Raw genomic sequence first — 12867 nt, forward strand, 5'->3', positions numbered from 1 at the left:
TGTTAGGGTTCGGTGATGGGTCCTGTGACGGGAATCGGAACAGTATTTCGGGCCTCGTTGGCCGCGGCTCTCTGCGTCGGGGTGCTGGCGGCGTGCTCGTCGGACGAGGAACCGCAGAGCGATCCGGCGCCCACGTGCGCGGACGTTCCGAACGGCACCCCGGTCTCCAAGGCGCCGCCACCGCCCGGCCCGGCGCCGACCACCCAGAACCTCGCGACCAACCCCGAGATCGCCACCGTGTACCGCTCCGGGATGACGCCCGTGACCACCGCGTCGTACGCGGTCTCCACCGCCAATCCGGTGTCGACGCAGGCCGCGTGCGAGGTGCTGCGGGACGGCGGGACGGCCGCCGACGCGCTGATCGTGGCCCAGACCGTTCTCGGTCTCGTCGAACCGCAGTCCTCCGGAATCGGCGGCGGCGCGTTCCTGCTCTATTACGACGCCGGGCAGAACAGTGTCGAGGCGTACGACGGGCGGGAGGTCGCGCCGATGGCCGCGACGGAGAACTACCTCCGCTGGATCAGCGACACCGACCGCACCGAGCCCAGGCCCGACGCCCGCGCGAGCGGACGGTCGATCGGCGTGCCCGGCGTGGTGCGGATGCTCGAGATGGCGCACCGCGACCACGGGCGGGACGCGTGGCGGGAGCTGTTCGACCCGGCCATCTCCCTCGCCGACCAGGGTCTCGAGATCAGCCCGCGGATGGCCGGGCAGATCGCCGCGTCCGCGCCCGACCTGGCCGTCGACGAGGCGTCGAAGGCGTACTTCCTGAACCCCGACGGCAGCCCGAAGCCGGCCGGGACGAAACTGACGAACCCGGCCATGGCCAAGACGCTCGGAGCGATCGCCGCGGGCGGCGCCGACGCCTTCTACACCGGGGCGATCGCGCAGGGCATCGTCGATGCGACGGCGACGGCGTCGGGCGGCCGCACCCCCGGCCAGATGACTCTCGACGACCTCGCCAACTACCAGGCGAAGAAGCGGACACCGCTGTGCACGCCGTACCGCGACCACGAGATCTGTGGCATGCCGAACCCGTCGTCCGGCGGCACCGCGGTCGCGGCGACGCTCGGCATCCTGGAGAACTTCGACCTGTCGCAGTACGGGCCGACGAACCTCGACGACAACGGCGGAAAGCCGACGGCGGAGGCCGTGCACCTCATCTCCGAGGCCGAGCGCCTGGCGTACGCCGACCGGGACAAATACGTCGCGGACTCCGATTTCGTTCCGCTGCCCGGCAATTCCCTCGACACACTGCTGAACGAGGACTACCTGAAGCAGCGGGCCGGCCTCATCGACCCGGGCAGGAGCATGGGCACCGCGCAACCCGGCAACTTCGGGCCCGTTCCGCTCGGTGTGCAACCGCAGGACAAGGAACACGGCACCAGCCACATCTCGATCGCCGACCGGTACGGCAACGTCGCATCGATGACGACGACGGTGGAATCGGCGTTCGGCTCGTTCCACATGACGGACGGCTTCGTGCTCAACAATCAGCTCACCGACTTCTCGGCCCAGCCCGTCGGACCCGACGGGGCGCCCCTCGCCAACCGCGTCGAACCGGGGAAGCGGCCGCGGAGTTCGATGGCGCCGACACTCGTCTTCGACCGCGGCAGTGACGGCTCACGCGGCGACGTCCAGTTCGCGACCGGCTCGCCGGGCGGTTCGGTGATCATCCAGTTCGTCGTGAAAACGCTCGTGGGGATGCTGGATTGGGGCCTGAACCCGCAGCAGGCCGTGTCGGCGGTCGACTTCGGGGCGGCCAACACCCCGGTCACCGGCGTCGGCGGAGAGCATCCGAACATCGACGCGGTCGACGACGGTGCCGCCGACCCGTTGATCGTGCAGCTGCGGGCGATGGGTCACCAGGTGTCGGTCGCACCGCAGTCCAGTGGGCTCAGTGCGCTGCAGCGTCAAGACTCGGGGTGGGTCGGCGGCGCGGACCCGCGGCGCGAGGGCGCGGTGATGGGTGACGGGACGGGATAATCCATCCGATGGTTCAGACCTCCACCGGCGGGGAACCCATCGACCATGGCGAACAGCGATGTGAACGATTTCCCGGACGGCACCTGGGCGTTCTTCGACCATTCCGAGGGTGACCCAGGGAAATAGAGGCCCATCGTGCTCGCCAGCGACCCACGGAAAGTGGGGGTCGAAGAGGAATTCCATCTCATCGATCGCAAGACCCGGCGCCTGACCACCCGCGCGCCGGAATTACTGGCACGACTTCCCGACGACGTGTTCGTCGACGAACTCCAGCAGTGTGTCGTCGAGGTCAACAGCGGTGTGTACGCCGACCTCGACGGCCTGCGGAGCGATCTGGAGCGGCACCGGACGGTGCTGATCGACGCGGCCGAGGGGCTCGGGATCGGGGTCGCGGCCGCGGGCTCGATGCCGCTGTCGTTGCCCGCCGAGATGCACGTGACGGGGACGCAGCGCTACCGGCGGATGCTCGCGGACTATCAGGTGCTCGCCCGCGAGCAGCTGATCTGCGGCACCCAGGTTCACGTCGACCTGCCCGACCGTGACGAGGCCGTGCAGGTCGCGCACCGCGTCGCTCCGCACATGCCCGTCCTCCTGGCGCTCAGCGCGAGTTCGCCGTTCCGGTCGGACGGGGCCGACACCGGCTATGCCAGCGCGCGGACGCTTCTGTGGTTGCGCTGGCCGAGCACCGGTCCGGCCGCGCCGGTCTCCTCGGCCGTCGAATACGGCGCCCTGATCGACGACCTGGTCGCGAGCGGGGTGATCAGCGACCCCGGCATGGCGTATTTCGACGTCCGGCCGTCGGTGAAGCTTCCGACCCTGGAATTGCGGGTGTGCGACAGCTGCCCGCGGCTGGACACGGTCGTGCTCGTCGCCGCCCTGTTCCGGGCGCTCGTCGAACGCGAGGTGGAGGGTCTGCGCGCCGGGACGAAGGGCGTCGAGGTGGTCCCGACCCTGACGCGGGCGGCGTTGTGGCGGGCGGCGCGGTCGGGGTTGGAGGGGGAGTTGGTCGACGTGCGGTTTCCGCAGGCGCGTCCCGCGTCGGACCTCGTCGGCGACTTCGTGAACTCGCTGCGACCGCAGCTCGAGCAGGCAGGCGACTGGGACACCGTGCTGGAGTTGTCCGCGGAGGCGTCCGCCCACGGGAGTTCCGCGGCCCGGCAGCGGCACGCGCTCGCTCGCCGGGGCCGGCTCACCGACGTCGTCGACCTGCTGCTCGCGGAGACGGCGGGCCGCACCGAACACCTCCCGGAGGTGGAGGTCCCGCCCGCGCCGCTTCGGACGGACCCGACCTCGATCGGTGCTCGCCGGACCCGGCGGTACTGGAGCGCCAGGCTGTGGGATCGCGCCGACACCGCCGACATGACGTGGACGGAGTCGACGGAGCTCGACGAGAAGAAGCTGATCGAGTGGCGCCGGGATCTGCACGCGCATCCGGAGCTGTCGTTCGAGGAACGCCGGACCACCGGAATCGTGCGCAATCACCTCATGGGTCTCGGCCTCGAACCCGTCGTGTTGCCCGGCGGCACCGGCCTGTGGTGCGACCTCGGCCCGGAGACGGGTGAGTGCGTCGCACTGCGCGCCGACCTCGACGCACTGCCGGTCGCCGAGACGACGGGCCTGCCGTTCGAGTCGACGGTCCCCGGGGTGTCGCACGCCTGCGGTCACGACGCCCACACCACGATGCTGATGGGGGCGGCGTCGGTCCTCGTGAAGTACCCGCCGCCGACCCGGGTCCGGCTCATCTTCCAGCCCGCCGAGGAGACGACACCCGGCGGCTCCGTCGACACGATCGCCGCGGGCGCTCTCGACGGGGTGTCGAAGATCTTCGCACTGCACTGTGACCCGCACCTCGAAGTCGGCAAGCTCGCCACCCGGACCGGGCCGATCACCTCGTCCAACGACTCCGTCACCGTGCGGTTGTGGTCGTCGGGCGGGCACACCGCGCGACCGCACCTGACCGGCGATCTGATCCACGCCGCCGCCGTCCTGGTGACCGGGCTCGCGTCCGTGCTCGACCGCCGCATCGACGCCCGCACCGCGACCGTCCTCACCTGGGGCAAGGTGGCCGCCGGGCAGGTCGCGAACTCCGTGCCCGAGTCGGGTGAACTGGTCGGGACCCTCCGCAGCGCGTCCCGCGAGACGTGGGCCTCGCTCGAACCGCTGGTCACGGACGCGATCTGCCACCTGCTCGCCCCGTACAACGTGCGGTACGAACTCTCCTACCGGCAGGGTGTCCCGCCCGTCGTCAACGATCCCGACTGCACCGCCGATCTGCGGGAGGCGATCGAATCGGTCGTCGGTTTCGATCACCTGGGCGAGGCGCATCAGTCCAGCGGCGGCGAGGATTTCGCCTGGTACCTCGAGAAGGTTCCGGGCGCGATGGCCAGGCTCGGGGTGTGGGACGGCATCGGCACACCCCAGGAGCTGCACCAGCCGGGGTTCAACCTCGACGAACGCGCCATGGTGCACGGGGTCCGGACGCTGGTCGCGCTCACCCGGCTCGAAGACGAGTCGGAGTGAACGGTCAGGCCGGTTTGGCGGCGGCCTCCGCGAGTTTCGGCACGAGGGCGTCGACGGCGTAGGGAAGGCTGAGGACGGTGCCCCAGGTGAGCGCGCCGGAGACGGTGGGGTCGTCGACGAACACGGCCCGTCCGGCCTTCGCCACCGGCAGCGACTGATAGACGGGGTCCGCGGTGATCTGCGCTTCGGCGCCGGGGCTGCTGCCCACGTTCCAGACGAGGACGTCGACGTCGAGGATGTTCAGCTGTTCCTTGCTGATGGTGAACGCGTCCTGGTCGCCCGCGAGCTGCGTGATCTGCTCCGGGACGACGAACCCGAGCGACGTCATCAGGCGTGACCGCGGGTCGTTCGGGGAGCGGACGTAGAACGAGCCGGCGTCGCCCAGTTCGGCCACCGCGACCGTCTTGCCCTCGAATTCGGGGTGGGCGGCGCGCTGCTGCGCGACCAGGTCGTCGACGTCGGCGACGAGTTGATCCGCCTTCCGGTCCTCGCCGAGGGTGGTGCCGACGATGCGGACGGCGTCCTGCCACGGCATGCCGAAATCGGGGTAGTCCGGAGATGTCGTCACGGTGGGCGCGATGGCCGAGAGTCGCTGATACGCGTCGTCGTCGACGTCGATGTACAGCGCGAGGATCAGGTCGGGGCCGAGTTTCGCGATCTCCTCGTACGCGAAGTTCGCCTCCCCGGTGAATTGTCCGCGGTTGAAGACTGCGGGGTGCGCACCGCCGAGCGCGTCCTGGGCCCAGGGCCAGGTGGCGTCCGGGTAGTCGCCGTACCAGTCGGTGACGCCGACCGGTGTGCGCCCGAACGCGAGGAGCGTGTCCTGGTCGGAGTAGCCGACGGTGACGATCCGCTGGGGGTCGCCCGGGACTTCGGTCGTTCCCTTCTTGTGCGTCACCGTGCGGGTGTCGCCTTCGGCGCCGGCTTCGGTGCCGGACGAGCACGCTGCGGCGACGGCGGCCATGCCGACCCCGGCGGTGACGGTCAGGAACTTGCGACGGTTGAGCGTTCGCATCCACATACCTCCCTGTAGGTGAGGCTAACCTACAGGGAGTGGGTCGGACCGTGCATCTGTGGCGGGTACGGGGGAGTCGGCTCGGGAATCGGCGGACCCGGGGGCGTCGGCCCCGGTGGACCCGGCTGCGGTCCCGGCTCGGGAGGCGCGGGTTCCGGACCCGGCTCCGGCGGAAACGGGTGCGGCGGAGTCGGCGTCGGCGGCACGGGAGCCGGGCCCGGTGACGGCGGCACCGGCTCCGGGTCGGGCACGGGATTGCCGAGCTCGTCGCGTGCACTCGTCATCGACAGACCACCTTCCGATCGGCTGATTGAGTGGTACCCGGAACGGGCATCCCGCAATCACAGGGCAGCTGCGGCTGCCCGGGAACAAAATGCGGGATCGGTGCGTTGTCTAGCAACCGTGCCCCGCAAGTGTGGAATTTCACGACACGGGGAACATGAGCCAAAGGGAGGAAGTCATGGCAACCGACTACGACGCACCACGGGTTACCGTCGACGACGAACTCGCCGCGGACTCGCTCGAAGAACTGAAGACACGGAGGAACGACTCGCAGTCGTCCGTCGTCGACGTCGAGGAGACCGACACGGCGGAGTCCTTCGAACTGCCCGGCGCCGACCTGTCCGGTGAGGAACTCACGGTCCGCGTCGTCCCGAAGAGGGCCGACGAATTCACTTGCAGCAGTTGCTTCCTGGTCCATCATCGTTCGCGTCTCGCGTCCGAAGAGGGCGGGCAGCTGATCTGCCGCGACTGCGCATAGGAGGCCCGCGTGGCCGACGTCAGCAGAACGTTCACCGTCGCCTCACCGCTCGGGGAAGTCGTCGCATACCTGCGTGACTTCGCGAACACCACGGCCTGGGATCCCGGGACCGAGAAGTGCGAGCAGACCACGCCCGGTCCGGTGGCGGTGGGCACCGAATGGCACAACGTGTCGTCGTTCTTCGGGCGCACCACCGAACTCACCTACCGCATGACCCGCGACGACCCCGATCACGTCGTCTTCGAGGGTCGCAACGGAGCCGCGGTCACGTCGGACGACCTGTCGTTCGAGAAGGTGGACGACGCCTCGACGTCGATCACGTACCGCGCGCATCTCGAATTCACCGGTCTCGCGCGCTTCGCGGACCCTGCCGCCCGTCTCGCGTTCGAGGTCCTCGCGGCCAAGACCGTCAAACAGATGACCGGGGTCCTCGAGGCGAGGTAAGAATCCGCCGCACAGCGTATTTGGCGACGCCCCGAGTCTGGCCGCACATAGTGTGCGGGCGCCCCGCACGATGCGAGGCGCCCGCGTCGTGTCGGGACCGATCAGCTGAGGTGATGCACCTCCTGCAGCCCGTAGACCGGTGTCGGGATCTCCTCGTGCCGTGCCTTGAGCTGCAGGGCGAGGTACAGCGAGTAGTGCCGCGACTGGTGCAGGTTGCCGCCGTGGAACCACAGTGCTTCCTGCTGGGTGGGCTTCCACATGTTGCGCTGTTCGCCCTCCCACGGCCCGGGGTCCTTGGTGGTGTCGGAGCCGAGACCCCAGCACTTGCCGACCTTGTCGGCCACTTCCTGGCCCATGAGGTCGGCGGCCCAGCCGTTCATCGACCCGTATCCGGTGGCGTAGACGACGAGGTCGGCGGGCAACACGGTGCCGTCGGTGAGAACAACGGCGTCCTCGCTGAGGTGGTCGACCTGCCCGGACACGAGGTGGATGCTGCCGTCCGCGACGAGTTCGGACGCGCCGACGTCGATGTAGTAGCCGGACCCGCGGCGCAGGTACTTCATGAACAGACCGGAACCGTCGTCACCGAAATCGAGTTTGAAACCGGCCTTTTCGAGTCGCTCGTAGAAGTCTTTGTCCCGTTCGGCGATCTTCTGATAGATCGGGATCTGGAACTCGTGCATGATCTTGTACGGCAGCGACGCGAACGTGAGGTCGGCCTTCTCGGTCGTCATGCCCGCGGCGAGCGCGCGCTCCGAGTAGAGGTCGCCGAGGCCGAGGTCCATCAGCGAATCCGACTTCACGATGTGCGTCGACGACCGCTGGAGCATCGTCACGTCGGCGCCGGTCTCGAAGAGCGCCTTGCAGATGTCGTGCGCCGAGTTGTTGGCTCCCACGACGACGACACGCTTCCCGGCGTAGGCGTCCGGACCGGGGTGCCGGCTCGAGTGGTGCTGTTCGCCGCGGAAGACGTCCTGGCCCGGGAACGTCGGAACGTTCGGTTTGCCCGACATGCCGGTGGCGAGCACCAACTGCTTCGGGTGGAGCACCACCTCTTCGCCGTCGCGGTCTAGGACGACGGTCCACTCCTTCGTCCCTTCGTCGAACCGCGCGGACGTGCAGGTGGTGGACGCCCAGTACGGAATCTCCATCACCTTCGTGTACATCTCGAGCCAGTCGCCGATCTTGTCCTTCGGCGCGAACACCGGCCAGTTATCCGGGAACGGCATGTACGGCAGGTGGTCGTACCAGACCGGGTCGTGCAGGCACAGCGACTTGTAGCGGTTGCGCCACTGGTCGCCGGGGCGTTCGTTCTTGTCGACGACGATGGCGGGCACCCCGAGTTGGCGCAGCCGCGCGCCGAGCGCGATGCCGCCCTGGCCGCCGCCGATCACGAGAACGTACGGCTGCCGGGTGTAGCCGAGTTCCCGCTCCTCGCTCTCCCGCTTCTCCGCCCAGCTCTGGGTGTCGCCGCCGGAGCCGTGGACGGCGCCCTTGACGCGGTTCCGTCCCCGGCGTTCCTCGTGGCCTTTCAATTCCTGCATGGTGGTGAGGAACGTCCACGCCTCGTCGTCCTTCAGCCGCAGGTGCCCCTTGCCGCGGCCCGTCGCGGTCTCGAATTCGATCCACGCGGACGTGACGCCGTCGGCCTCGTCGGGGGTCTCGGTGGTGCGGAAGTTCGTCGGGTCGGTGTCGTCGAGGCGTGCGTGCAGCATGGTGGCGACGGCGTCGCGACCCTCCACGGTCTTGAGGTTCCAGGTGAACGCCACCAGGTCCCGCCAGAAACTGTCGACGGCGAACATGCCCGCGGCGCGATCGACGTCGCGTGCGGCGAGAGCGGATTCGAAGCTCGCCAACCACAGGTCGACGCGTTCCTGGGGGGTCAGGGTCGTCTGCACCTCGGTCGGCTGGACCGTCTGTGTCATGTACCTCTCCTTCGCTCGGTATGTGACATACAGCACACGCCGGTCGGGGCTGGGCGGCAAGCGTTGCATCGTGTTGCAATCGCCCCCGTGAGTACTTGTTAACCGCCGGCGGTTGAGAAGTACTCACGGCTGATGTCATGGTGATGATCGAGGGTGCCGGAGCCGACGAAGACAAGATCGCCCCGACGGAGGCGATGCTCGCCGCGATGAGCGCGTACAACGAGGACTTGTGAACGCCGGGATCATGCTCGACGGGCAGGGTCTGAAGCCGACCAGCGCCGGGGCGCGGGTGGTGTTCGAGGGCGGCGCTCGCTGCCCTCGACGCGGTGCGGGACGATCCGCGGCTGGCCCGTCTCCATCTGGACGCCGCGGCCACCGCACCGACCCGGCGTGAACGCAACCTGCTCATGGCACGGGCCGCGGCCGCGTCCGCGCGCACCGAACCGTGAGGCGACCGGTGGTTGCGGAGTGGATCAGCGTCCCGGACGGGACTGCTTGTGGTCGCCGAACGGCTCGTCGCGTTCGCGGACGGCCTCACGGAATCCGGCGGTGGCCGAGCGTAGTTGGAACGCATAACCCTCGCGGGTGTGCCGGGACATGCCGTCGAAGACGGTGCCCACCATCGTCGAATTGGCGACGCCCTGCGCGAGCAGCGTGCTGTTCAGCGCGAGTTTGACCATCATCAGCTGGTTGATCGGCATCTGCGCGATCCGCTCGACGAGGTCCTCGGTGCGGCGGTCGAGCTCGTCCGCGGGCGCCGACTCCACGGCGAGCCCCCACTCGGCCGCCTGCCGGCCGGTGATGCAGTCGCCGGTGAGGAGGAGTCGTTTCGCCCGCTGGTCGCCGAGGCGGTGCGCCCACATGCCGGCGGCCGGCACACCCCACACCCGGGTCGGGGGATAGCCGATCTTCGTGTCGTCCGCGGCGACGATCTGGTCGCAGTACAGCGCGATGTCGGTGCCGCCTGCCACGCAGAATCCGTGGATCTTCGCGACGGTCGGCTTGTTCGCGTGCAGCAGGCTCGCGAAGCCGCGGTTGAACCGGCTCATCATGGCGTAGTCGGCCATCGGATCCCAGTTGGTGAACGGATCGTGGTTGCGCGCCTGCACGATCGGATCGAGCACGGTGCCCGTCGTCGCGCCGGGCTGTCCGCCGCTGCCGCCGCTGTTCTCGGCGAAGACGCCCAGGTCGTATCCGCCGCAGAACCCCTTCCCCCGACCCGACAGCAGGATCACGTGGACGCGGGGGTCGAGGTCGGCGCGTTCGACGGTCGCGGCGAGTTCGAGGGGGGTGTCGGCGGTGATCGCGTTGCCGCGCTCCGGCCGGTCGAACGTGATCCGGGCGATGCGTCCGGTCACCTCGTACGTGAGGGTCCGGTACTCCGGCTCGTCGGCCCGATCCGGCTCGCGATTCGCGAACAGGGAGTCTGCGCCCTCGTCCCAGCCGTCGCGCCAGGCGGCCGGGCGGGTGCCGGCGTGGTCGGTCATGACCCCACCTTGGGGGTGGCGCGGTCGATGATGGCGGCGGTGTCGACGCCGGTCGGCAGTGTGCCGAACACGGTGCCCCAGTCGCCGGACAGCCGGCTGACGCAGAACGCGTCGGCCACCGCCGGGTGCCCGTGGCGGACGAGCAGCGAACCCTGGAGGGCGAGTGCCATGTCGCCGACGACGCGCCGGGCCCGGTGCTCGAGCGTGCCGACGTCGCCGAAACCGGACTTCAGCTTTGTGACGGCGGCGTCGAGTCGCGCGTCGGCGCCCGCGGTCGCATCGAGTTCGTCGAAGAACACCTGAAGCGTCTCCGGCTGTTTGGCCATCGCGCGCAGGGTGTCCAGGGCGGCGACGTTGCCGGAGCCCTCCCACACCGACAGCAGGGGCGCCTCCCGGTACAGCCGCGGCATCCGGGATTCCTCCACGTACCCGTTGCCGCCCAGGCATTCCAGGGCCTCGGCCGCATGGATCGGCCCGCGTTTGCAGACGAAATACTTGCTGACCGACAGCGAGATGCGGCGGAGGGTGTTCGCGTGCTCGTCGCCCGCGGTCGCCCGGTCGGTGAGCGCGGCCAGCCACAGTGCGACGGTCGTGGCGGCCTCCGACTCGACGGCGAGGTCGGCGAGCACGTTCCGCATCAGCGGCTGATCCACGAGGTGGGCGCCGAACGCGCTGCGGTGCACCGCGTGATGCGTGGCCTGCGCGGTGCCGACCCGCATGCCGGTGGCCGTGCCGATCGTGCAGTCGAGGCGGGTCATGTTGACCATTTCGATGATCGTCGGAACCCCGCGACCTTCTTCGCCGACGAGCCAGGCCACGGCCTCGTCGTACTCGACCTCGCTGCTGGCGTTGGAGTGGTTACCGAGTTTGTCCTTGAGGCGCTGCAGGTGCATTCGGTTACGGGTCCCGTCCGGCAGCACTCTCGGCAGGAAGAAGCACGACAGTCCGCCGGGTGCCTGGGTCAGCACCAGGAACACATCGGACATCGGCGCCGACGTGAACCACTTGTGCCCGGTCAGCAGGTAGCTGCCGTCGGACTGCGGCACGGCGCGGGTGGTGCCCGCGCGGACGTCGGAGCCGCCCTGCTTCTCCGTCATCGACATCCCGGCGATCAGCCCGGCCTTCGTGAGCGGAGGGTGCAGCGCCGGATCGTAGACCCGGGCGGTGAGCAACGGTTCGTACCGTTCCGCCAGCTCACGGTTGTGCCGGAGGGCGGGGACGACGGCGTACGTCATGGAGATCGGGCAGCCGTGGCCGGCGTCGACCTGGCCCCACACCGCCATCTTCGCGGCCCGCACCAGGTGGGCGCGCGGGTGCGGGTCGGCCCACGGTGCGCCGTGCAGGCCCATCTCGACGGCGGTGGTCATCAGCTGGTGGTAGGCCGGGTCGTACTCGACCTCGTCGATGCGGTTGCCGTAGCGGTCGTGGGTGCGCAGGACGGGAGGGTGCGCCTCGGCGAGGTCGCCCCAGCGCTGCGCCTCCTCGCTCCCGGCGAGGCGTCCGACGTCGTGCAATTCTTCGAGCGCGTCGTGGGCGCCTTCGCGTTGCAGCGCTTCGAGAATCGGTGCGTAGTCGGCGGCGTCGAAGTGGATCAGCGGCGGTACCTGGTTGACGACCTCGTGGGTGGCACTCATGTCGGGCTCCCGAGGGATCGAAGGGTGAACGTGAGCAGGGCTGGGATGATCGCGGCGTCGGCGGCGCCGCGGGCGAGGGGCAGGATCAGTGCTTCGCCGATGGCGCCGACGATGAAGGCGGCCGTGACCGACGCGTCCTGGTCCGGGATCTCCCCGGCCTCGACGGCGCCGGCGATCGCCACCGCGAGGGCGTCGCGGAACGACTCGCGGAACAGCAGGCGTTCCGTGTCGACCTGCGGGTCGACGGGTTCGACGAGCAGTGCGTACGCCAGGGTGGGTGCGCGCAGCGCGCGTTCGGCGAAGGTGGCGACAGAGGCGGAAACGGCAGCGATGCAACGACCCTCGGCGGCACGGGCGGTGTTGCCGGATTCGACGGCGGCGCTCACCTCGCGACTGCAGACGATGCGGAATACTTCCGCGAACAGTTCACCCTTGTTCGAGAAATGCCGGTAGACGGTGCCGGTGCCGACGCCGGCCTCCGCGGCGACGGCGGAGATGGAGCACCCCGCGTACCCGTCGCGGGCGATCAGCCCGATCGCGGAGTCGAGGAGGGTGGTGCGGAGAGCGTCCAGGCGTTCCTGGACCGCGGGTGTGCGCCGATAGGCCATACCCAAGGAGTGAACACCCGTTCCGTTCTTGCGTCAAGGGTGCTAGCGTCGGCTACACCGGCAAGGAAAGGCGCATGCGATGACTTCCGACGTGGTACTCGTCCGCACGGACGGCCCGGTCACGACGATCAGCCTGAACCGGCCCGAAGTCCGCAACGCCGTCGACCGGCCCACCGCCGAGGCGCTCGCCGACGCCTTCCGCGCCTTCGACGCGGACGGGGACGCGTCCGTCGCCGTGCTGCACGGCGAGGGCGGAACATTCTGCGCCGGAGCCGATCTCAAGGCCATCAGCTCCGGTAGCGGGAACCGGGTGGCACCCGACGGCGACGCACCGATGGGCATCTCCCGAATGCGGCTGGCGAAACCGGTGATCGCCGCGATCGACGGGCACGCGGTGGCGGGTGGACTCGAACTCGCGCTGTGGGCGGACCTGCGGGTCGCCGGCGCGGACGCCGTCCTCGGAGTGTTCTGCCGCCGCTGGGGGGTGC

At 69.4% G+C, this 12867-nt stretch carries 11 protein-coding genes; 6 read left to right on the forward strand and 5 right to left on the reverse strand.

Annotation, left to right across the window (positions count from 1 at the left end):
• The first annotated feature begins 15 nt into the window (after positions 1 to 15).
• Together ggt and ACFTZB_RS03445 are read left to right on the forward strand one after the other, a co-directional pair.
• A complete protein-coding gene (gene ggt / locus ACFTZB_RS03440; RefSeq protein WP_378430097.1) occupies positions 16 to 1986 on the forward strand; it encodes a gamma-glutamyltransferase in 1971 nt (656 codons plus the stop codon).
• A gap of 135 nt (positions 1987 to 2121) precedes the next feature.
• Complete coding sequence (locus ACFTZB_RS03445) at positions 2122 to 4506, forward strand: glutamate--cysteine ligase (RefSeq protein ID WP_378430098.1); 2385 nt, start codon at positions 2122 to 2124, stop codon at positions 4504 to 4506.
• Positions 4507 to 4510: 4 nt separating this feature from the next.
• Here the strand turns inward: ACFTZB_RS03445 and ACFTZB_RS03450 are convergent, their stop codons facing one another.
• Positions 4511 to 5521 carry an iron-siderophore ABC transporter substrate-binding protein gene (locus tag ACFTZB_RS03450; protein WP_378430099.1) on the reverse strand — a complete coding sequence of 337 codons (1011 nt, stop codon included), beginning with the start codon at positions 5519 to 5521 and terminating at the stop codon, positions 4511 to 4513.
• Positions 5522 to 5981: 460 nt separating this feature from the next.
• Here ACFTZB_RS03450 and ACFTZB_RS03455 point away from each other — a divergent pair, with 460 nt between their 5' ends.
• Together ACFTZB_RS03455 and ACFTZB_RS03460 are read left to right on the forward strand one after the other, a co-directional pair.
• Complete coding sequence (locus ACFTZB_RS03455) at positions 5982 to 6281, forward strand: DUF4193 domain-containing protein (protein WP_005248611.1); 300 nt, start codon at positions 5982 to 5984, stop codon at positions 6279 to 6281.
• Positions 6282 to 6290: 9 nt separating this feature from the next.
• Entirely contained in the window at positions 6291 to 6725 is a 435-nt protein-coding gene (locus ACFTZB_RS03460) for an SRPBCC family protein (RefSeq protein ID WP_378430100.1), read from the forward strand.
• A 101-nt stretch (positions 6726 to 6826) separates the two neighbouring features.
• Here the strand turns inward: ACFTZB_RS03460 and ACFTZB_RS03465 are convergent, their stop codons facing one another.
• Positions 6827 to 8650 carry an NAD(P)-binding domain-containing protein gene (locus tag ACFTZB_RS03465; RefSeq protein WP_378430101.1) on the reverse strand — a complete coding sequence of 608 codons (1824 nt, stop codon included), beginning with the start codon at positions 8648 to 8650 and terminating at the stop codon, positions 6827 to 6829.
• 326 nt (positions 8651 to 8976) lie between these two features.
• On the opposite strand from ACFTZB_RS03465, the gene ACFTZB_RS03470 reads away from it, so the two are divergent.
• Positions 8977 to 9099 (forward strand): hypothetical protein, encoded by a 123-nt coding sequence (locus ACFTZB_RS03470; protein ID WP_378430102.1) that lies wholly within the window; start codon positions 8977 to 8979, stop codon positions 9097 to 9099.
• Between the two features lie 24 nt (positions 9100 to 9123).
• Here the strand turns inward: ACFTZB_RS03470 and ACFTZB_RS03475 are convergent, their stop codons facing one another.
• From ACFTZB_RS03475 to ACFTZB_RS03485, 3 genes are read right to left on the reverse strand one after another with little or no spacing between them, the layout of a single operon-like run.
• Positions 9124 to 10137 carry a crotonase/enoyl-CoA hydratase family protein gene (locus ACFTZB_RS03475; protein ID WP_378430103.1) on the reverse strand — a complete coding sequence of 338 codons (1014 nt, stop codon included), beginning with the start codon at positions 10135 to 10137 and terminating at the stop codon, positions 9124 to 9126.
• Positions 10134 to 11771: an acyl-CoA dehydrogenase family protein gene (locus ACFTZB_RS03480; RefSeq protein ID WP_378430104.1), complete on the reverse strand. Its 1638-nt coding sequence runs from the start codon at positions 11769 to 11771 to the stop codon at positions 10134 to 10136. The genes ACFTZB_RS03475 and ACFTZB_RS03480 overlap by 4 nt, the downstream gene beginning before the upstream one ends.
• On the reverse strand, positions 11768 to 12379 hold the full coding sequence (locus ACFTZB_RS03485) for a TetR/AcrR family transcriptional regulator (RefSeq protein WP_378430105.1): 612 nt from the start codon (positions 12377 to 12379) through the stop codon (positions 11768 to 11770). Before ACFTZB_RS03485 ends, ACFTZB_RS03480 begins: the two co-directional genes overlap by 4 nt.
• 79 nt (positions 12380 to 12458) lie before the next feature.
• Between ACFTZB_RS03485 and ACFTZB_RS03490 the strand changes: the two genes are divergently transcribed.
• Positions 12459 to 12867, forward strand: a 409-nt coding sequence (locus ACFTZB_RS03490) for an enoyl-CoA hydratase-related protein (protein ID WP_378430106.1), incomplete at its 3' end; no start/stop codon positions are given.

Source organism: Rhodococcus sp. NPDC057014 (assembly GCF_042673295.1).
Lineage (GTDB): Bacteria > Actinomycetota > Actinomycetes > Mycobacteriales > Mycobacteriaceae > Rhodococcus_F.

Bases quoted from the DNA above. Each gene is read 5' to 3' on its own strand.
- ACFTZB_RS03485 (WP_378430105.1), bottom strand. From the start codon at position 12,379: ATGGCCTATCGGCGCACACCCGCGGTCCAGGAACGCCTGGACGCTCTC.
- ACFTZB_RS03465 (WP_378430101.1), bottom strand. From the start codon at position 8,650: ATGACACAGACGGTCCAGCCGACCGAGGTGCAGACGACCCTGACCCCC.
- ACFTZB_RS03450 (WP_378430099.1), bottom strand. From the start codon at position 5,521: ATGCGAACGCTCAACCGTCGCAAGTTCCTGACCGTCACCGCCGGGGTC.
- ACFTZB_RS03480 (WP_378430104.1), bottom strand. From the start codon at position 11,771: ATGAGTGCCACCCACGAGGTCGTCAACCAGGTACCGCCGCTGATCCAC.
- ggt (WP_378430097.1), top strand. From the start codon at position 16: ATGGGTCCTGTGACGGGAATCGGAACAGTATTTCGGGCCTCGTTGGCC.
- ACFTZB_RS03475 (WP_378430103.1), bottom strand. From the start codon at position 10,137: ATGACCGACCACGCCGGCACCCGCCCGGCCGCCTGGCGCGACGGCTGG.
- ACFTZB_RS03455 (WP_005248611.1), top strand. From the start codon at position 5,982: ATGGCAACCGACTACGACGCACCACGGGTTACCGTCGACGACGAACTC.